Raw genomic sequence first — 19,072 nt, 5'->3', positions numbered from 1 at the left:
TTCGGGTCTTCGGGAACCTGACTGTGTAAGCCTTCGATCACATGGATCGGGGGCTTGGTTCATGTGCGGGCGCAAGCGATGAGCTCGGGGCAACCTCGAACGACTGTTGCCGACCGTGTCCGCAGGTGAGAACTTACTGTCCCTGCACGACGACGTTTTCCGCCTGTGGGCCCTTTGCTCCCTGTACCACGTCGTACTCGACGCGGTCGTTTTCCTGCAGCGATTTATAGCCGGTCGACTGGATCGCGCTGAAATGGACGAATACGTCCGGTCCACCCTCGTCCTGCGTGATGAACCCGAACCCTTTGTCTGCGTTGAAGAACTTCACAGTGCCTGTTGCCATTGGTGCCGGTCCCTTCAGATCGGACGAGTGGACCGCTCGAGCCTACCGGCCAACGTGTCTCCGCACTGGCCGGACACGGCGAACGAGGACCCTTCGGTTCGTCGCAGACCGCCGCTCGGGGGTTTGGGCCCGGGGTCCGCCGCCCGACCGGGGATAACGATTCGGTCGCTTGACCTATCGGTTGCCGGGTCATCTCGTACGGTCTGTGGCTATTCGCCCGAGCTCGACCGCGAGGACCTATACCGTGAATCTGAAGTACTGCCTGTCCACTATTGCGATCGTCGCCGCCGGGACCCTCGTCGGTATCGCCCCCGCTGCCGCCGACGCCGGCACGAAGTATGTGGCGCTGGGGGATTCGTACGCGGCGGGAGTCGGGATCTCCAATATCCTCGACAAGACCTGCTCACGCTCCGATCGCAACTACGCCCACCTGTTCGCGGCGGCACGCGGTTACAGTCTCACCGATGTCACGTGTGGCGGCGCGACGACCGACTCGGTGACCAGCACCCAGCTCTCCGCTGTCACCGCCGACACCAATCTGGTCACCCTGGGCGTCGGCGGCAACGACATCGGCTTCACCGACATCGTGAAGGACTGTGTGACGGCGGGAACCCTCGGCACGGGATCCGGGACGGGCAGCGCCGTATTCCAAAATCTCGGAACGGGAATCGCCAGCGGTAGTGCCGAGGCGCTGCTGGGGTGCAAGAACAAGTACGACGCCTCGATGCCGGCCCGGCTGTCGCAGGTCGCGGCCAAGGTCGCGAAACTGGTGTCCGACATCAAGACCCGAGCCCCGCAGGCACGGGTCGTCCTGGTCGGTTACCCGCACATCCTGCCCGACAACGCGGCCCTGTGCGCCGGGCGGCAGCCGGTGCTGCCCGCCGATGTCGACTGGGCGCGTGACACCGTCGTCGGCGGATTGAACACCATGCTGCGTTCCCAGGCCGGCACCGAGTACTTCAGCACCTACGAGATCTACAACGGTCACGACGTCTGCGAGGCGATCCCGGACCGCTGGGTCAACGGCACCTCGGTCGACAATGGCGAAGGCGCGCAATTCCATCCGAATCAGTACGGGCACGCGGCGACCGCGCAGAAGATGGCAGCCACGCTCTGATGGCCTGCGCCGCGGCCTCCCTCGTCTCCATCCCCACCGCCCGGGCCGCAGTGCCCAGGCTGCCCTGATCGTCGATGGCAAACGAGTAATTCGAGCAGACCCAGGTCGGGGCGGTGAGCTCGGATTTACCATGAGCGAGGTCGAGGATTGGATGCATCGAGGGGAGCGGGGATGGCGTGGCCGGCAGCTGATTACCCGAGCGCGATACCGGTCGGAGTGGACGCCACGCGCGCCAGCATCGCCCGCGTCTACGATGCGGCGCTGAACGGCAAGGACAATTTCGAGGTCGATCGCCTGGTATTGGATCAGGTCCGCACGGTGGCCCCCGGCGTCGCCGAATTGGCCTGGGCCAACCGGGATTTCCTGATCCGTGTGTGCCGCTTCCTGGCCAAGGAGGCGGGCATCGACCAGTATCTGGATCTGGGCTCGGGCCTGCCCACCACCGAGAACACCCATCAGGTGGTGCAGCGCGTCGATCCGGATTCGAGGGTCGTCTATGTGGACAACGACCCCATGGTGCTGGCCCACGCCCACGCCCTGCTGGTCGGCAGTCCGAACACCTCCATCGTCACTGCCGACATCTTCCGGCCGTTCGAGGTGTTGAAACATCCCGAGGTCCGCGACGAGCTCGACTTCACCCGCCCGCTGGCGATGTTCCAGATCGGGACACTGCACCACTATCCGTCCGACGATGCCGCGGCCCTCATGCGCACCTACATCGACGCATTGCCCTCGGGTTCCTACGTCGCGATCGCCCATTTCTACGATCCGGAGGCCGACGAGTACAGCGATCTGGCCCGCAAGATGGAGGAGAAGTTCGTTCACAGCCCGATGGGCTCCGGCCGCTTCCGCACCCGCGCCCAGATCCAGGCCCTGTTCGGTGACCTGCAGATGATCGACCCGGGCCTGGTGCTCTGCGACGACTGGTGGCCCGACGGCCCCCGCCTGGCCCCCCTGAACGCCGTGCGGCACTGCATCGTCGGCGGCGTCGGCTTCAAACGCTAGCCGGTTCGCGCATTTCGTCACATGGCCGCTCCGTCACCGGGATCCGGCACGACGGGAGCCGGGTAGAGGTGGTGGATGGTGAGGGCGGCGGCGAGCAGCCGGGAATCGTTGGGGTCGCTGGGATCCAGGCCGGTCAGTTCGGCGACACGGCGGAGGCGGTAGCTGAAGGTGTTGGGGTGGACGTGTACCACCGCGGCGGCGGCCTTGCGGTCGGCGGAGCCGTGCCGGATGTGGGCGTCGAGGGTTTCGAAGAGGTGGGGGTGGCTCAGAATCGGGGCGATGCGTTCGGCCAGGCGGTCCCGGGCGGGGCCGGGGCGGGTGAGCTGGTATTCGAGCAGTAGATCGTCGAGGCGATAGGCGCCGGTGGTGCGGCCGAGCAGGCGGGCGAGTTCGGCCAGGTCGGTGGTCTGCCGCGCCGCACCGGGCAGGTCGGCACGGTCGATGCCCCGACATTCGGCGAGGAAGACGTCGACGCCGAACTGTTCGGCGAGGCTCGCCGCCAGGCGTTCGAAGGGACCCGTGCCGATCTCGGGGACCGGACGAGATCTGCTGGGCAGCAGGGCGATTCCGTTCGATCCGTCGAAGGTATTGAGGACCGTCGTCCCGAGCAGCGCGTCGAGTGCCTGCTGGAACTGCCGGATCCGGCGGCGGGTGACCATGGTGTCGGCCACCAGGACCAGCGGGTCGGGGCGCAGGTGGAAGGTGAGGACGTCGTAGCGGTCCGCCAGCGCCATGTCGGCGCGGGCCGCCAGTTCCTCGACCGGCGCGCCACGCAGCAGGGCCGAGCACAGGGCGCGGCGCGCCTCGCGTTCGACCGTGTAGATGGACTGCTCGACGTCGGAGTGCACCTCGGAGATGGTGATGGTGATGTGCATGAGCGCCTCGAGCACCCGCTGGCCGATCGCCACGATATCGGGCAACTCGTGCGGCTCCGCGGTCGCGGCGACCTCGTCCCAGAGATAGCGGGCGCCGCCGAACAGTCCGGTCATGAGCTGGCGCACGGGGATTCGGTCCTCGGCGTGCCGCTCCACCACCGGGACGACGTACTCCGCGACCTCTTCGGCGGTGATCACGCGCCGCTCCTCGATGGCCCGGATGAACGCCACCGTCCCGGCCAGCAAGCTGGGCATGACATCGGCGAAGTGGTCCTCGGGCAGATTCTCGAGGCCGGGCACCGCGCCCAGTGCGGCTTCGAAGATACCGGCGGCAATCTCCGGGAGCCGCGGCAGCAGGCGGGCCAGGACGGGCGAGTCATCACCCAGTGGGGGAACGAGGGCGAGCATCAGCCGATTGTCATCAAGAACAGACTCGAGCACCAAGGAGTGTGTGCGAAATACCAATCGGCACAGCATCATCCCTGGTCGCCATGACACCAAACGGTTGCTTGGCAAGGGGTGCAGTCACTTTCGCTCGATTTCAGTTCGATTGGTTTCGCGAAACCAAATTGCACCGTATTTCTTGTCTCCGAATGCAAAGCGGTTCTTCATCTTTCGCATTCGAGCCAATTCGCGGTTAAGCTCCGGTAGTGTCCCTCTCGACTTCTCGAATGGTGTCAGTGGACGATCTACCGGGGCCCAGAGGATGGCCACTGGTCGGCAATCTCCCGCAATTGACACCCTCCCTGCTGCATCGCCAATTCGACTCCTGGAGTGACGAATACGGGGCGGTGTACCGGGTCGGCATGCCCGGTCGGCGGATCGTGGTGGTGAGCGATCCCGAACTCAATCGGGAGATCCTGCGGGACCGCCCCGGCGGCTTCCGGCGGCAGTCCGCCATCGAGTCGGTCATGGACGAGATGGGCTCCAACGGCCTGTTCTCCCTGGAGGGCGAGGCCTGGCGGCGGCGGCGCAAGCTCGCCATGCCCGCCTTCAACGCGACTCACCTGCGCGGCTTCCAACCCACCCTGGAGACCATTACCGAACGCCTGCGCCGGCGCTGGGAACACCGGTCCCCGGAGGATGTGCGCGCCGAATTGACCCGCTACACGGTCGATGTCACCGCCAAACTGACCTTCGACTACGACATCAACACCATCGAAGAATCCGGCGACGTCATTCAGCGCCATTTGGAGCTGATCTTCCCCATTCTGAATCGCCGGCTCGCCACGCCGTTCCCCTACTGGCGCTATGTGAAGCTGCCCGACGATCGGGCCCTCGAGCGCGCATTGGCGGCCCTGCGGCAGGATCTCACCGCCGTCATCGCCCGCGCCCGCGCGAATCTCCCCGAGCGGCCCACGAATTTCATCGAGGCGTTGCTGCTGGCGCAGGACGGCCGCGGCTCGTTCACCGATGACGAGCTGTTCGCGGAAGCGCTCACGATCCTCATCGCGGGCCAGGACACCACCAGCAACGCCATGGCCTGGCTGCTCTACCATCTGGCCGGGAAACCCGAAGTGCAGCAGCGGATTCGGGAGGAGATCGCCGAGATCCCGTCGGTACTGGACCGGCAGCCCTACCTGGAGGCGGTCGCGGCCGAATCCATGCGGCTGCAGCCCACCACGCCCCTCATCGGCATGGAAGCGATCGTCGACCGGACCATCGCCGGGGTGCACATCCCGGCTGGAACCTGGGTCGTCGTCAATGTCCAGCACGCCGGCCTGCAGGCGGAGAACTTCAGCGAGCCACACGTTTTCGATCCCGATCGCTGGCTGAACGAGGGCCCCGGCAATCACCGACCCGACGCCTCCACCCCGTTCGGCTCCGGCCCCCGTTTCTGCCCGGGCCGTGGCCTGGCCATGCTGGAGGTCAAGAGCGTCACCGGCATGGTGTGCCGCAACTTCGACATCGCGCTGCCGGCGAACAGCGAACCACCGAGGGACCGTTTCCATTTCGCCGTCATCCCGACCGGAATGCGGCTGGATATCACACCCCGGCCGGCCCACTGAGTCCCGAGCACGAAAGGATCGCGCATGGCGATCAAGCGGCTGTCGGCCACCGACGGCGTCTGGCTGTCCCTCGAATCACCCGATATGCCCATGCATGTCGCATTCCTGCTGGAGTTCACCGTCCCGGACGGGGATGCGGCCCGCTTCGTCCGGCGCTGGCGCGCACAGGTCGTCGCGCCGATCGCGGTGCCGCAGCCGTGGAATCTGGTGCCGGTCAATGGCCCGCTGACCCGTCTGGTGGCCCTCATGCGCGAGGCCGCCGAGGTCGATCCGGCCGACCACATCCGGACCTGGCAACTGAACCGGCCCGGCGACCGCCGCGAGCTCGTCGAGCTGGCCGCCCGCATCCACCGCGAACAACTCGATGCGACCCGGCCGCAGTGGGAGATGCACCTGGTCGAGGGCCTGGCGCCTGACCGCTTCGCCCTCATTCTCAAGGTGCATCACAGCCTGTTCGACGGCGCGTCGCTGATGCGGCTGTTCACCGACACCTTCTCGACGGATCCGGCCGACCGGGACACGCCGAACCTGTTCACCGTCGGCCGCGTGAATCCGAATGCGCCACAGCGGGTTCCGTCGGGGAGTCGGTTGCGGACCCTGCTGGTGACGCTGCGGGGCGTGCTCGAACTGGTGCGCGGCATCGGCGCGGCGGGCCGTGACGCCCTGCGCCGCGCCCGCGGCCGGACCCCGGCGCAGCGGGCCTACCAGCAGCCGGTGTCCATCTTCGACGGGCCGATCACCGGCCGCCGGGACCTGTCCCTGCGCCGCTATGACCTGGGCCGGTTCAAGCGGCTGGCCAAGGCCGCCGACTGCACGATCAACGACATCGTGCTGTATCTGGTCGGCACGGCCCTGCGCGACTACCTGACCGACCATGCGGAGCTACCCGCACGCCCGCTCACCGCCGGAGTCCCCGTGGACCTGCGGGAAGGCGACGACGATCGGGTGGGTACCCGCGCGGGCATGATGTTCACCGCGCTGGGTACCGATATCGCCGACCCTGCCGAGCGCCTGGCCGCGGTCCGCGCGGCCATCCGCGCCGCGAAGCAGCAAATGGCGGGCCTCCCGGCCAATACGGTCATCGGCTACGGTCTGGCCGTCACCCTGCCGTGGATCATGGGACTGACCTGGGGTCGCACCAACACTCCGGCGTCGCATCCGATGGGCATCTCCAATGTTCCCGGACCCCGAAATCCGTTGTACTGGAACGGTGCCCGGCTGGAGTCGCTGTACCCGATCTCGTTGCTCATGCACGGCAACCCGTTCAATGTCACCTGTGTGGGCTACCTCGACGCGCTGCACTTCGGTGTGCTGGGGGCGGCCGACAAGCTGCCGGCGATGGAGTACCTGACCGACGGTTTGGACGCCGCTCTCGACGAGCTGACAGCGCTGCTGCTGCCCGCGGAGGAACGCGCCCTGCCGTCTGCGGGGTGAGACGAAACGACAACGCTCCCGGTCCATTCCGGACCGGGAGCGTTGCGCTGTCCTGGTGTGAGCAGACCAGGACGGCAGGGGAAATCAGGACGGCAGTGCGGACAGTCCGCCGATCGATTCCGCCCACGCCACATAGCGATCCAGCCCGTCACGCAGGGAAATCGTGGGGGCATAGCCGAAATCGCGCCGGGCCGCGCCGGTGTCGTAGGTGCTCGACACCGTGAGCGCCGCGACCGTCCAGCTGGACAGCGGGGGCGCGACGCGCGACTGCAGCCCGGGGATCCTCCAGACGGTGTCGAAGACCGCGATGATGCCGTCCAGCACCGGTTTCGGAATGGTCCTGGTCGGCGGTGTCAGGTCGAAGGCCCTCGCCAGATCGCGGGCGAAGCCCCACAGGTCGACGTCCTCGGCGTCGGCCAGGAAATAGGGCTTCCCGGCCACCGCGTCGGACCGCGACGCCTGCACGCACGCGCGAGCGGCATGCTCGCAGTAGGTGATCGACACCAGCACCGGCTTGCCGCCCGACAGATCGGGTAGGCGGCCGGAGCGAATCTTGTTCAGCAGCAGCGTCATCCAGCCGCCCGAGCGCGGCCCCCAGATCATCCGGGGACGCAGCGCGCAGGTGGTGAAGTCGGGCCCGTTCGCCGCCAGCACCTCACGCTCGGCGATCGCCTTGGTCTCGACGTAGTAGCTCTTCGGCTTGCGCACATAGGGTTCGGACTCGTCGATGCCGAACCGCTCGCGATCGTATTCGGTGGCCACACTCGGGCTGCTGACGAAGACGAAACGGCCCGTGCCGGCGCGCCGCGCGGCATCCATGAGCCGCCGGGTGCCCTCGACATTGGCCTCCCAGAACTGGTGGCGGTGGCCGGTCTCGGCCACCCGGCCGGCGCTGTGGTGCACCACCTCCACGCCCTTGCAGGCCGCGGTGAGCAACTCCGGGTCGCCGAGGTCGCCGTGCACGATCTCGACCTCGGGCAGCGAGCGCAGATAGCCGAGATCGGCGGTGGGGCGGGCGAGTACGCGCACCTGGTCGCCCGCGGCCAGGGCCTGGTCGACGATGTGGCTGCCGAGGAATCCGGTGCCGCCGGTGACGAGGACTTTCATCGCTGTTCTCCTTCACTGTCGTAGCCGAGGCGGGCGCCGGCCCACTCCGACAGCACCTCGCGGCCGATCTTGGCGTTGTGCCGGATGTCGACCGGGAAGCCGTCGTGCCGCAGGAAGGTGCGGATCGGCGTGGTGATCTCGTGGGACTCGGCCAGTCGCCGCAATTCCCGCTCGATGCGGGGGCCCGCGCCACGATCGACGCCCGCGCGCGGCTCGTAGCAGAGCACCGGCACCTGCGCGCCGGCCCGGCCGACGCCGACCAGCGCAGTGCGGTGGACATCCGGGTGGGTATTGAAGATCTGTTCGCACTGCACGGTGAACAGATCCCCGGCGCTGGTGCGTACCCGCTGGGAGATGCGGCCGCAGAACCACAGTCGGTCGTCGGTATCCCGCCAGGCGAGGTCGCCGATGCGGTGCCAGCGGCGCAGCGTGCCGTCGGGTAGCCGTTCGTCGATCTTGGCGCGCGCATCGGCGGCCGGGTTGTCGTGGTAGCGCTGGCTGACCTGGGGTCCGGCGGCGGCGATCTCACCGATCTCGCCCGGCGCGACCTCCAAATCGTCTGTCCAGAATGGTATTTCGTCATCGGTGATGCGAATGATCCGCACTCGGGTATCACTGTCGGACTCCGGCAGTGCCCGTCCCACGCAGGTTCCGGCCCCGTCCCGGGTCCGCTCCCGCAGCGTTTCGAGTTCCGACCACTCCAGGGTGGTCAGCGGAAGCGCCTCGGTCGCACCGTAGGTGGTGAAGACCCGGGCCCGCGGTCCGAGCGCGTTGCGCACCGCGACCAGCGCCTCCAGGTTCGCGGGCGCACCCATCGAAATGACCGTGGTGAGGCTGGGCAGCTCGCTTCCGGTCCGGTCCAGATAGGCGCCGAGGGGGCCCAGCAGGGCGGGCGAGGCGGTCAGATCGGTGATCCGGAAGGCGCGGGCCACCTCGACCAGCAGCGCGGGATCGGCCTGGGACACCTTCACCGGATCCACCGGCCCGAGCACCACGTGCGCGCCCTGCATCAGATCGAACAGCCCGAACAGCGGCACTGTCGCCAGTGAGACGAAACCGTCCGCGCGATCGTGCAGATCGGTGACCACCCGCAGCGCGGCGGCGAAGCCCGCGCGGGTGAACTCCACCCCCTTGGCGGGGCCCGTGCTGCCGGTGGTGAACGCGATCATCAGCAGATCCCCGGGCGCGTGGGCGACCGCGACCGGCTCGCCCGCGCGGCCGCGCTCGGCCAGCTGCGCCAGTGTGTAACCGCCCCAATAGGAGCGAGCGCCCGCCGTGACGTGCACCCGTACCGAGCGGAAGGTGCGACGCGCGGCGATGCGGATCAGGTGGGCCTCCGGAACGCCGATGAACGCCTGTGCGCCGACACTGCGGAAGCAGTGCAGCATGCGATTCACGCCCATGCCCGGGTCCACGACCACCGGTACCGCGCCCACCCGGAACAGCGCGAAGATCACCGCGAACAGATCCGGGTCCGGCCGGACCATCACAATCGTCTTGACGCCCTTGGTGATTCCGATCTCGGTGAAGGACCGCGCGTAGGCGTCGATCCGCTCGCCGAGGTCGGCGAAGGTCAGCGCGTCGAAGGCGGCACTGACGCCGACGCCGCCCGCGCCGCCCAGCGGCCGGGTCCGATAGCTGACGGCGGGCAATCCGGCGTACTTCTCGATCTGGCGCGCCAGCAGCAGATCCGGATCGTCGAGTACCGGATTCACGCGGCCCCTTCCACTCGGTAGCTCACGCACCCGGCCATCGGACCCGAACCCGCCGCCAGGAATACCAGTTCGGCGCCCGGCGTCAGCGCGCCCTGCTCCCGAAGTTGATGGTAGGCAATGGCCAGGCCCGAGCTGCCGGCGTCGCGGTCGCCGGTCATCGCCTGGTAGCCGCGGGCGAATCCGAATTCCTCCGCGAGGCCGCTCGCGAGTCCGGGCACCGGGTTATTGGTGACCAGAATGCTATTGCCCGTGTCGATTTCGGGCTGATCGGCCAGGTAGCCGCGCAGCGTGTCGGCCGCCGTCGCGGTGATCACCGTGTCGTAGTCCGGCGCGATCTCGACCGTAATCGTCTGCTGCCCAGCGCTTCCCATGGCCTTCAAGTCCAGATACCCGCCGACGCCCGGATTCGAGCCCGCCGCTCGGCCGCGTACCGGGGAAATACGTAGCGGGCCGAAACCCGTCTCCCGATCCACCCCCTTGCTCAGCAGCCAGGCCGAGCCGACGGTTGCGTACCGGAAGTCGTTCGGCCGGTGGGCGATTCCGCCCGGATGCGCATCACTGCTGACGACCAGCACCCGTTGCGCGGTGCCATTGGCCAGCAGCGCGGTCGCGGCGTGTACGGCGTTCAGCACCCCGCACGCGCCATTGCGCAGGTCGAACGAGAAGGTGGAGCGGCCCGATCCCGCCTCGTAGTCCAGGTGCATGCGCAGCCCGAGCTGGATGAGCGCGGAGTTCGCGGGCTCGACCACATTGCCGTCCCGATAGACGCCGACATTGACCAGCACGTCGATATCGCCGGGCTCGATTCCGGCCCGCTCCAGGCATTCCCGGCCCGCGGCCACGGCATGGTCGATGGATCCCGCGGTGGCCGGGGCGGCGCTGATCGCGGATTGTTCGATGACAACAGACATGCTCATCCCACCAGAGAATCGAGAGTGGCCGACATGACGCCGAAGATCATTCCGGAGGCGGTCGGCACCACGCAGATCTTGGAACCCTTCGGTATTTCGCCCCGCGATATGTAGTCGTATATCGCGAGGAAATGCGTGCTGGCACCGGTATTCGCGTATTTGTGCACCGTCGCCAGCCGCGGGGGCATTTCCGCCTCGTGGATCTTGGCGCCGGATTCGGCCAGCTTCTCGGTGAAGGCCACCCCGAGTTGATGGAAGACGATGAAATCGAACTTCTCGTCGGCGAAGGTGGTGCCGCGCTTGACGAGCCGATCGCGGTGCAGTTTCGCCCAGGTTTCCCGGCGGGGGGCCGCCTGCATGGTCATATTGTCGGTCAGCATGATCATGTTCTCGGAGGCGCCGCTGGGCTTGGCGATACACAGCGGCGAGAACTCGGCGCAGGTGATCATGTCCACGTAGTGGATGCGGTCGTGTTCGTCCTCGGCACGGTCCACGATCACCGCGACGGCGGCGTCGGCCAGGGTGAGCGCCGGGAACTGCAGATCGCGCGCGTCCTTCGCCTCGGCGAGTGCGCCCTCGGTGACCGGGGAGATGATCTCCGCCGTCACCACCATGCCGGTGCGCACCAGACCGGCGCGAATCATGTTCTCCAGCAGGTAGATCGCGGTCATCGTGCCACCGCAGGCATTGACGACGTCGTAGCCCATGGCATGGTCCGCGCCGATCCGGCGGGCGATCTCGTGGGCGGCGGCGGGCTCGAACACCATGTGGAACCCGTCGTGCACCGTGGTGCCGGCGCTGATGATCACATCGAGGTCGGTGGCCTCGTACCGCGAGCGCGCCAGGCAGTCCTGCGCGGCGCGTGCGCCGAGCGAGAGGCTGTCCTCGCCCGCGGACCGGTCGACCGTGCGCCGGGTGCGGATTCCGGTGATCCGCTCGACTTCGAATTGCCCGCCGCTCGACATTCGGGCCAGTACTTCGTCGGTGGTGTATTCGCGCTGGGGGAGAGCGGCTCCCAGCGCACCGAGGCGCGCGGCACTCACAATCGTGACTCCCGATCGTAATGGGATGGATGGAACCGGCGAGTGGGCCGTCCATGTGAATCGAACGAGGCGAACAGTGACTCGGTTCGGATTCCACGGACGCTAGAGACGGGCGCCATACGGTGTCAAGGAAACTCGGTCCCGAGAGCGACAGACATCACCCGGAGGCGTTGTCATATCGAATGCGACTGCTCCCGGAAAACCAATAGCGACAATGGATTTTGGCTCCGGAGACAAAGACGAAGGTCCGGTTGCGACGGCATGGAATTCCTGGTTACGCTGGCCGAGACCGGCACCGTTCCGGCAATCGACAGTCGGGCCATCGCCCGCAATTACCAAGAGTCCGCGCGTCGTCGCGCGATCCGGCCCGCCAGATTTGGAGCACCTTCGCGATGACATCCACCGCCACCGTTACGCCGATCGCGCATCGCGCGGCGCCCATCGCGCCCGGCGCGATCCCGCTGCTCGGCCACTGGCCGCGGTTCGGCCGCCGGCCCTACCGATTCCTGTCCACGCTCTCGTCGGTGGGACCGGTTGTGCGCGTGCAGATTCCCGGCTACGACACCTACGTCGTCACCGATCCCGAGCTGGTCCGCGAGGCGTTCGTGGCGCTGTCGGACCAGGGTCTGATGATCGAACGCGCCGAGGCGCTGCTCGGTGAGGGCGTGACCGTGCTCCAGGGCCAGCGGCATCGGCGCGAACGGCGCATGATCGCACCCGCCTTCGCGAAGTCCCGGATCGCGCGCTACGCGGCGGTCATGACCCGGCTCGGGGCGGAGCGCGCCGCGTCCTGGCGCAACGGTGATTTCCTCGCGGTCAACGAGCAGATGCACGACCTGGCGCTGCGCACCGTGGCCGGATCGCTGTTCACCGGCGAACTCGGTTCCGAGACAGCCGAACACATCCACCGCCTGCTGCCGCCGGTCATGACCCTGCTCTCCCGGCGCGTCACCCGGCCCGCCTGGATCGACCGGCTGCCGCTGCCCGGCAATCGCCGGTTCGACCGCCTGGTGGTGGAGATGAAGGCTGCTACCGGCACCATCATCGCCGCGTACCGCGCCGAACTCGCCGCGGATCCGGACCTCGATCACGGTGATCTGCTCGACACGCTGCTCAAGGCCCGCGACGAATCCGGGGGTGCGCTCACCGACTCCCAGGTGCACGACGAGCTGATCAACTTCCTGGTCGGCGGCACCGAGGCCATCGGGGCGACGCTGGCCTGGGTGTTCCACGAGCTCGGGCAGAATCCCGAGGTGGAGGCCGCGCTGCACGCCGAGGTGGACGCCGTGTTGGGCAGGCAGGGGGACCCGCGGGCCGCGGAGTTCGGCGACCTGGCCGAGCTCGAGATCACCAAGCGCATTGTGCTCGAGACGCTGCGCAAGTATTCGCCGTGGCTGACGGTCCGGCACGTGCCCACCCCGTACACCCTCGGAGATATCGAAATCCCGGGTGGCAGTATGCTTTTCGTCTGTCCGGTGGCAGTGCACCGAGATCCCGTCGTGCATCCTGATCCGCAGCGTTTCGATCCGGACCGGTGGCTGCCCGAGCGGATGGCGGGCATGTCCAAGGGCGCGCACATCCCATTCGGCATGGGCGCTCGGCAGTGTCCCGGAAACGTGTTCGCGCTCACCGAGATCGCCCTGCAGGTCGCGACCATCTGCGCCCGCTGGCGGCTGCGGCCGGTGCCGGGTATTCCGGTGCGGGAGACCGTGATCGGCGCGCTGGTGCATCCGGAGAAGCTGCTCATGCGGGCGGAGGCGCGCTGACCGTGGTGCGATTCGTAGTGCGCAGGCATCGTGCGGTGCTGGTCGTCGCCGGGGTGCTGGCGGTGCTCGCCGGGCTGGCGAGCACCACGCTGTTCGGCAAGCTGCAGGGTGGCGGTTACTTCGACCCGAGTGCGGAATCCAGCAGGGCCGCCGATGCGCTGCGGGACCGCTTCGGGCAGGGCGCGCCGAACCTGGTGTTGCTCGTGGACGCCGGCCGGACCATCGATGATGCCGAATCCACGCGTGCCGCAACGGAGCTTGTGCGGCATCTGCAGGCCGAGTCCGATGTCTCCGGGGTGATGTCGTACTGGACCTCGGGGCACCTGCCCGCGCTGCGCGACAAGACCGGCCGTCAGGGCCTCATCGTCGCGACGATCATGGGCGATGAGATGCGGATCGACCACCGGATCGCCGATCTGGCACCGGAATTCGGCGGTACGCACGACGGGATCGAGGTCCGGGTCGGCGGGTACGCCATGATGATGCACGAAACCGTGCAGCAGGGGCAGAAGGACGTGGCCGCCGGTGAGGCCGTGGCGTTTCCGCTGACTCTGATCGCGCTGCTCGTGGTCTTCGGGACCGTGGTGGGCGCGGCGCTACCGCTGATCACCGGAACCGTCACCACCATGCTCACCATGGGTGTGCTCTGGCTGCTGGCCGAGTTCACCGAATTGTCCTCCACCGCAACCAATGTGGCCTCACTGCTCGGGCTGGGCCTGGCGATCGACTACAGCCTGCTGATCGTCAACCGGTATCGCGAGGAGCTCGCCACGGCCGCCGATCCGCGCGCGGCGCTGGTCGCGACCATGGGGTCCGCGGGGCGGACCGTGGCCTTCTCCGCGCTGACCGTGGCCGTCGCGCTGTCGTCCATGCTGATCTTCCCGCTGCTGGCGGTGCGGTCGATCGGGTATGCCGGGATCGCCGTGGCGCTCACCGCCGCCGTGGTCTCGCTGACGGTCTTGCCGGCGATTCTGCTGGTGGCGGGCGACCGCATCGACAGGTTCCGGATCGGCCGGAAACGGATGTCCGGCAGTGACTCCCGCGCGCTGGACCAGGGCTTCTGGCATCGACTCGCGACCATGGTCATGCGGCGGCCGATTCCGGTCGCCACCGTCACGGTGGCGTTGCTGCTCGCCCTGGGGCTGCCGTTCCTGCGCTTCCACCCCGGTTTTCCCGACTATCGGTCCATGCCGGCGGGGTCGTCCGCGCGGCAGGTGGCCGAGACGGTACAGCGCGAGTTCGATGCGGCCGAACTCAGCGGACTGCTCGTGGTGCTGCCGGACAGCAAGACCGGGGTCGCCGAGTACGCCGTGGCGCTGTCGTCGCTCGACGATGTCGCACGCGTGGATACCGCGACGGGCAGCTACGTCAGGGGCGCGCTCGCGATACCCGCCACCACCGCCCATCACCGGTTCGAAACCGAAGATGCCGCTTACCTTTCCGTGGTGCCCACCACCACGGACCCGCGGACGGTGGACGCCGTCATCCGCGCCGTCCGCGCCACCCCCGCACCGTCACGGGCGCTGGTCGGCGGGGTGGACGCGGCCAATATGGACGCCATCCACGCCCTGACCGCGCGAGCGCCCTTCGCGCTCGGCTTTGTGGTCATCGCCATGGCGCTGCTGCTGTTCCTGCTGACGGGCAGCGTGCTGGTGCCGGTGCTGGCCCTGATCCTGAGCGCGCTGAGCCTGACCGCCACCTTCGGCGCACTGGTGTGGATCTTCCAAGAGGGCAGGCTGTCCGGGCTGCTCGGGTTCACCCCCACGGGCGACCTGTCGGCGGTGGTGCCGGTCATGCTGTTCGCCGTCGCCTTCGGACTGGCCATGGACTATCAGGTCTTCCTGCTGGCCCGCATCCGTGAGGAGTACGAGAACACCGGGGATGCAACGGCTTCGGTCGCGATCGGGCTGGAGCGGATCGGCCGCATCGTCACCGCGGCCGCGGTCCTCATCTCCATCGTGTTCCTGGGCTTCCTCGCCTCCGACATCACCTTCATGAAGGCATTCGGCATCGGGCTGCCGCTGGCGGTGCTGGCCGACGCCACCGTGGTGCGCGGATTCCTGCTCCCCGCGACGCTGCGCCTGGGCGGACGCTGGACCTGGTGGGCTCCGCGACCACTGCGCCGCTTGCACACCCGATTCGGACTCCGCGAGAGCGGCGCCGCGCCCGCCGAAGTCGCGACCGTCTCCGCCTGACGATTCGCCGCCCATCACTACTTCTCATTCACGAACCGAGGTGCCCGCATGTCCGAGTCCTCCTCCGGCCCCGACCGTTACGACGTTGCCATCATCGGCACCGGATTCAGCGGTCTGGCTGTGGCGATCAATCTCCGCCGCCTCGGCATGGACGACTTCGTCATGCTCGAGCGGGCCGATGCCATCGGCGGCGCCTGGCGGGACAATGTCTATCCCGGATGCGCGGTCGATGTGCCCTCGGTGCTGTATTCGTATTCGTTCGCACCGAATACGGAGTGGACGCGCCTCTACGCGCCCCAGCCCGAGCTGCGCGCATACACCGAGTCGGTGGTGGATCGCTTCGACCTGCGACGGCACGTGCAGCTGAACAGCGAAGTGGCCGATGCGGATTTCGACGAAGCCGCCGCGGAATGGGTGATCCGGCTGAGCGACGGCCGGACGGTGCGGGCGCGTGCTGTCGTCATGGGGTACTTCTCACTGCACACCGCCGCCATTCCCGACATCCCGGGCCGCACCGAATTCACCGGCCCGCAAATGCATTCGAGCGCCTGGGATCGGGACTTCGAGCCGGCCGGCAAGCGTATCGCCGTGGTCGGTGCGGGCGCGAGCGCCGTGCAGATCGTGCCCGCCCTGGCGCGCACGGCCGGAGGGGTGGTGTCCTTCCAGCGCACCGCCGCCTGGGTGCTGCCCCGCGGCGATCGCCCCATCCCGCCGGCGGTCCGCACCCTGTTCCGCCACATCCCACCGCTGCGACTCGCCGCCCGCGGCTTCGTCTTCGCCGTCCTGGAGGCGCTGCACTTCGCTGAGTTCCACCCCCGCCTGGTGCGACTCTACGAGCGAATCTGCCTGGCCGCCTTGCGGCATCAGGTGCCCGATCCCGAAGTTCGCCGAAAGCTGGTCCCCGACTACCGCTTCGGCTGCAAGCGCCCGATGGTGTCCGACGAGTACTACGCCGCCTTCGCCCGGCCCACCGTCGACCTCGTCACCGAAAAGATCATCGAGATCACCCCCACCGGCCTGCGCACCGCCGACGGCGCCCACCACGACGTCGACGCCATCGTGTGGGCCACCGGCTTCCACGTCCAGGACTCCATCGCCCGCTTCCCCGACTTCCGCACCGAAACCACGTCCACTCGAAAGAAATTCGCCGAGGACGGCTTCACGGCCTATCGCGGCATAGCCTTCGCGGGCCTCCCCAACCTCTTCGCCGTCACCGGCCCCAACACCGCCCTGCCCCACACCTCCCAATTCCTGGCCATCGAACCCACCGCCCGCCTCATAGCGCGCACCATCGCCCACATGAACACCCACGCCGTCCCCCGCTACACCCCTGCGCCATCCGCCGAACGCGCCTGGGTATCGCGAGCCCGCACTCTCCTCGGCACCCGAATCTGGTCCACCGGCGGTTGCACCAGCTACTTCGTAGACCCCGAGGGCACCAACACCCTCACCTACCCGGGCGGCACCTGGACCCTCCGCCGCGACCGCCGCCACCTCCGCCTCGCGGACTGGCAGCGCGGGTTCCGACCAACGGAGACCGGCCGCGGCCGGACGGGTAGCGCAGGGGACCTCCGGCGAAGCTGTTGACATTCGCTGCCGGACTGCAATGGGACCGGCCGCTCTTGCAGGTAGCAGGAATATCGGTCCGAGGGAGAGAATAGAAGCTCGATGTTATGTGCACCATCAATATTGGGGGTATGTCCCTGACATACGCCGTGTCCGTTCAGCGGGGTGCCCGAAGCGGGCAGTGCCGTTGTGAATGAACTCTTTGCGCCCTTTTGTTGGAAATACGGGCAGCCTCCTGATATCGCTGCCTCGATATCCGATTCGTGACCAGGGGACTCGATGAAACCCACGGTAACGACCAGCCCGGAATCTGTGGGGCGAGCCGACCCCGGGCCGCCGCCACGTACCGGAGTGTCCACGACCGATACCACTGCTTCGGTCACCGAAACGCCGAGCCGGGCTGGGCCGCATCGCTGGGGCTTCGGCATCGACGTGGGCGGTAGCGGCGTGAAGGGCGGCGTCGTCGATCTCGGCACCGGGCGGCTGATCGGCGACCGCTTCAAACTCCCGACCCCGCGGCCGGCTACTCCGGAGGCTCTCGCCGATACGATCCGCGAGGTGGTGAAGCACTTCCAGTGGGACGCGCCGCTTGGCGTCACCTATCCGGGTGTGGTCAGTGGCGGAGTAGCCCGTACCGCCGCGCACCTCGACAAGTCTTGGATCGGAATGAACGCCCAAGAGGTGATCAGCGCCGAACTCGGCGGACAGCCGGTGACCTTGCTCAATGACGCCGACGCGGCGGGATTGGCCGAAGTCCAGTTCGGCGCCGCCAAGGACAATGACGGCGTCATCGTGCTGCTGACATTCGGCACCGGCATCGGTTCGGCGGTGATCCATGACGGGGTGTTGTTGCCCAACACTGAATTCGGTCACATCGAGGTCGGCGGAATGGAGGCCGAGCATCGGGGCGCCACGTCGGTCAAGGAAAGACACGCCTGGAGCTACAAGCGGTGGGCCTCAGAGGTGACGAAGGTGCTGGTCGCCATCGAAAACGCGATCTCGCCCGACCTGTTCATCGCTGGTGGCGGGGTCAGCCGCAAGGGCGACAAATGGATTCCGTTGCTGAAGAACCGCACGCCGGTGGTGGCCGCCGCGTTGCAGAACACTGCGGGGATCGTAGGGGCAGCCGTGGCTGCGCATGCCGATCCAACGCACGCAACCAGCCCGCTCGGCGGCAGCGGTCGTCTTCGCTGGGTTTGATCAGCGGGGCCCGGCCGGGGTGGCCGGCTCGTGAGGTACGGCGTCGTGAGGATGCTCAGCACGGCGACCCGGTTCTCGGCCCGGGATTCATCGATGAGTTCGGTGATGGTTGCGCAGACGCGACGGGAAACCGCGGATCGAGAGTTCGGGTGACCGCGGCGCTCCGCTATTGGGTGCCCCGCCATTTTGATGTGGTTGGCGTGCGTATCCGTCATATGCGCAGCTCAGGTGCCGAGGGAACTCCCTTCATGAAGCCCCGCGTATGGCGGCGACCTCGGCGATGACGTCGACGACCTCCGCGAGCAGGTGGTCAGGGATCATGAGGATTGTGCGCTGGGAAAGCCTATCGCTCGATGACGATGACGTTCTCTGCCTGCGGCCCCTTTGGCCCCTGGACAACGTTGTACTCGACTCGGTTGTTCTCCTCGAGCGACTTGTAACCGCTGGACTGGATTGCGCTGAAGTGCACGAAGACGTCCGGTCCGCCGTCATCCTGGTTGATGAACCCGAATCCCTTGTCGGCGTTGAACCACTTCACTGTGCCTGTTGCCATGAGCGCAAGTCCCTTTCATGTCAGTCGAGTGGAGAGCTCGAGCCTACCGGCCGACTTGTTTCCGAATTGCCTGGACACGGCGGAATACAAAGGCCCTCACCGACGCGGCGGAAATCCATCGGCATGCAGCCGCTCGGCACCGGCATCAGGGCCGGCGACTGCCTGCCCGAGCTACGCTGCAGCCACGCTGTACCGGCCGGTGGCCGGTACACTGGCCAGTGGCTTCGGTGATT

At 67.5% G+C, this 19,072-nt stretch carries 15 protein-coding genes; 8 read left to right on the top strand and 7 right to left on the bottom strand.

Annotated elements, in window-relative coordinates; translation table 11 throughout:
• Nucleotides 1-133 precede the first annotated feature (133 nt).
• A complete protein-coding gene (locus ACWEKS_RS35165) occupies nucleotides 134-343 on the bottom strand; it encodes a cold-shock protein (RefSeq protein ID WP_452344102.1) in 210 nt (69 codons plus the stop codon).
• Nucleotides 344-587: 244 nt separating this feature from the next.
• On the opposite strand from ACWEKS_RS35165, the gene ACWEKS_RS35160 reads away from it, so the two are divergent.
• Together ACWEKS_RS35160 and ACWEKS_RS35155 are read left to right on the top strand one after the other, a co-directional pair.
• Complete coding sequence (locus ACWEKS_RS35160) at nucleotides 588-1,460, top strand: SGNH/GDSL hydrolase family protein (RefSeq protein ID WP_452344101.1); 873 nt, start codon at nucleotides 588-590, stop codon at nucleotides 1,458-1,460.
• A gap of 171 nt (nucleotides 1,461-1,631) precedes the next feature.
• Nucleotides 1,632-2,465, top strand: a complete 834-nt coding sequence (locus tag ACWEKS_RS35155) for an SAM-dependent methyltransferase (protein ID WP_452344100.1) — start codon at nucleotides 1,632-1,634, stop codon at nucleotides 2,463-2,465.
• 17 nt (nucleotides 2,466-2,482) lie between these two features.
• Here ACWEKS_RS35155 and ACWEKS_RS35150 read toward each other — a convergent pair whose 3' ends face one another.
• On the bottom strand, nucleotides 2,483-3,748 hold the full coding sequence (locus ACWEKS_RS35150; protein WP_452344099.1) for a PucR family transcriptional regulator: 1,266 nt from the start codon (nucleotides 3,746-3,748) through the stop codon (nucleotides 2,483-2,485).
• 263 nt (nucleotides 3,749-4,011) lie between these two features.
• Between ACWEKS_RS35150 and ACWEKS_RS35145 the strand changes: the two genes are divergently transcribed.
• Together ACWEKS_RS35145 and ACWEKS_RS35140 are read left to right on the top strand one after the other, a co-directional pair.
• The gene (locus ACWEKS_RS35145; protein WP_452344098.1) at nucleotides 4,012-5,349 is read left to right on the top strand and encodes a cytochrome P450; all 1,338 of its coding nucleotides are present in this window, start codon (nucleotides 4,012-4,014) and stop codon (nucleotides 5,347-5,349) included.
• 24 nt (nucleotides 5,350-5,373) lie between these two features.
• Nucleotides 5,374-6,783, top strand: a complete 1,410-nt coding sequence (locus ACWEKS_RS35140) for a wax ester/triacylglycerol synthase family O-acyltransferase (RefSeq protein WP_452344097.1) — start codon at nucleotides 5,374-5,376, stop codon at nucleotides 6,781-6,783.
• An 84-nt stretch (nucleotides 6,784-6,867) separates the two neighbouring features.
• Here ACWEKS_RS35140 and ACWEKS_RS35135 read toward each other — a convergent pair whose 3' ends face one another.
• From ACWEKS_RS35135 to ACWEKS_RS35120, 4 genes are read right to left on the bottom strand one after another with little or no spacing between them, the layout of a single operon-like run.
• Entirely contained in the window at nucleotides 6,868-7,890 is a 1,023-nt protein-coding gene (locus tag ACWEKS_RS35135) for an NAD-dependent epimerase/dehydratase family protein (RefSeq protein ID WP_452344096.1), read from the bottom strand.
• A complete protein-coding gene (locus ACWEKS_RS35130; protein ID WP_452344095.1) occupies nucleotides 7,887-9,605 on the bottom strand; it encodes a fatty acid CoA ligase family protein in 1,719 nt (572 codons plus the stop codon). The genes ACWEKS_RS35135 and ACWEKS_RS35130 overlap by 4 nt, the downstream gene beginning before the upstream one ends.
• The gene (locus ACWEKS_RS35125; RefSeq protein ID WP_452344094.1) at nucleotides 9,602-10,522 is read right to left on the bottom strand and encodes a hypothetical protein; all 921 of its coding nucleotides are present in this window, start codon (nucleotides 10,520-10,522) and stop codon (nucleotides 9,602-9,604) included. Before ACWEKS_RS35125 ends, ACWEKS_RS35130 begins: the two co-directional genes overlap by 4 nt.
• On the bottom strand, nucleotides 10,519-11,559 hold the full coding sequence (locus tag ACWEKS_RS35120; protein ID WP_452344093.1) for a 3-oxoacyl-ACP synthase III family protein: 1,041 nt from the start codon (nucleotides 11,557-11,559) through the stop codon (nucleotides 10,519-10,521). The genes ACWEKS_RS35125 and ACWEKS_RS35120 overlap by 4 nt, the downstream gene beginning before the upstream one ends.
• A gap of 392 nt (nucleotides 11,560-11,951) precedes the next feature.
• On the opposite strand from ACWEKS_RS35120, the gene ACWEKS_RS35115 reads away from it, so the two are divergent.
• The 4 genes from ACWEKS_RS35115 to ppgK all read left to right on the top strand — a co-directional run bounded on the left by ACWEKS_RS35115 (nucleotide 11,952) and on the right by ppgK (nucleotide 18,286).
• Nucleotides 11,952-13,325: a cytochrome P450 gene (locus ACWEKS_RS35115; RefSeq protein WP_452344092.1), complete on the top strand. Its 1,374-nt coding sequence runs from the start codon at nucleotides 11,952-11,954 to the stop codon at nucleotides 13,323-13,325.
• A gap of 2 nt (nucleotides 13,326-13,327) precedes the next feature.
• Complete coding sequence (locus ACWEKS_RS35110; protein ID WP_452344091.1) at nucleotides 13,328-15,520, top strand: MMPL family transporter; 2,193 nt, start codon at nucleotides 13,328-13,330, stop codon at nucleotides 15,518-15,520.
• Nucleotides 15,521-15,568: 48 nt separating this feature from the next.
• A complete protein-coding gene (locus ACWEKS_RS35105) occupies nucleotides 15,569-17,107 on the top strand; it encodes a flavin-containing monooxygenase (RefSeq protein WP_452344090.1) in 1,539 nt (512 codons plus the stop codon).
• Between the two features lie 330 nt (nucleotides 17,108-17,437).
• Nucleotides 17,438-18,286 carry a polyphosphate--glucose phosphotransferase gene (gene ppgK, locus ACWEKS_RS35100; RefSeq protein WP_452344089.1) on the top strand — a complete coding sequence of 283 codons (849 nt, stop codon included), beginning with the start codon at nucleotides 17,438-17,440 and terminating at the stop codon, nucleotides 18,284-18,286.
• Nucleotides 18,287-18,629: 343 nt separating this feature from the next.
• Here ppgK and ACWEKS_RS35095 read toward each other — a convergent pair whose 3' ends face one another.
• Nucleotides 18,630-18,839: a cold-shock protein gene (locus ACWEKS_RS35095; RefSeq protein ID WP_452344088.1), complete on the bottom strand. Its 210-nt coding sequence runs from the start codon at nucleotides 18,837-18,839 to the stop codon at nucleotides 18,630-18,632.
• Nucleotides 18,840-19,072: the final 233 nt, after the last annotated feature.

The organism is Nocardia sp. NPDC004711, from assembly GCF_053601595.1.
This window is presented reverse-complemented; position numbering and strand designations above follow the sequence as displayed.

Excerpts from the sequence above, each read along its gene's own strand:
- ACWEKS_RS35135 (WP_452344096.1), bottom strand. The coding sequence starts at position 7,890 with ATGAAAGTCCTCGTCACCGGCGGCACCGGATTCCTCGGCAGCCACATC.
- ACWEKS_RS35140 (WP_452344097.1), top strand. The coding sequence starts at position 5,374 with ATGGCGATCAAGCGGCTGTCGGCCACCGACGGCGTCTGGCTGTCCCTC.
- ACWEKS_RS35115 (WP_452344092.1), top strand. The coding sequence starts at position 11,952 with ATGACATCCACCGCCACCGTTACGCCGATCGCGCATCGCGCGGCGCCC.
- ACWEKS_RS35145 (WP_452344098.1), top strand. The coding sequence starts at position 4,012 with ATGGTGTCAGTGGACGATCTACCGGGGCCCAGAGGATGGCCACTGGTC.
- ACWEKS_RS35095 (WP_452344088.1), bottom strand. The coding sequence starts at position 18,839 with ATGGCAACAGGCACAGTGAAGTGGTTCAACGCCGACAAGGGATTCGGG.
- ACWEKS_RS35155 (WP_452344100.1), top strand. The coding sequence starts at position 1,632 with ATGGCGTGGCCGGCAGCTGATTACCCGAGCGCGATACCGGTCGGAGTG.
- ACWEKS_RS35165 (WP_452344102.1), bottom strand. The coding sequence starts at position 343 with ATGGCAACAGGCACTGTGAAGTTCTTCAACGCAGACAAAGGGTTCGGG.
- ACWEKS_RS35125 (WP_452344094.1), bottom strand. The coding sequence starts at position 10,522 with ATGAGCATGTCTGTTGTCATCGAACAATCCGCGATCAGCGCCGCCCCG.
- ACWEKS_RS35105 (WP_452344090.1), top strand. The coding sequence starts at position 15,569 with ATGTCCGAGTCCTCCTCCGGCCCCGACCGTTACGACGTTGCCATCATC.
- ACWEKS_RS35150 (WP_452344099.1), bottom strand. The coding sequence starts at position 3,748 with ATGCTCGCCCTCGTTCCCCCACTGGGTGATGACTCGCCCGTCCTGGCC.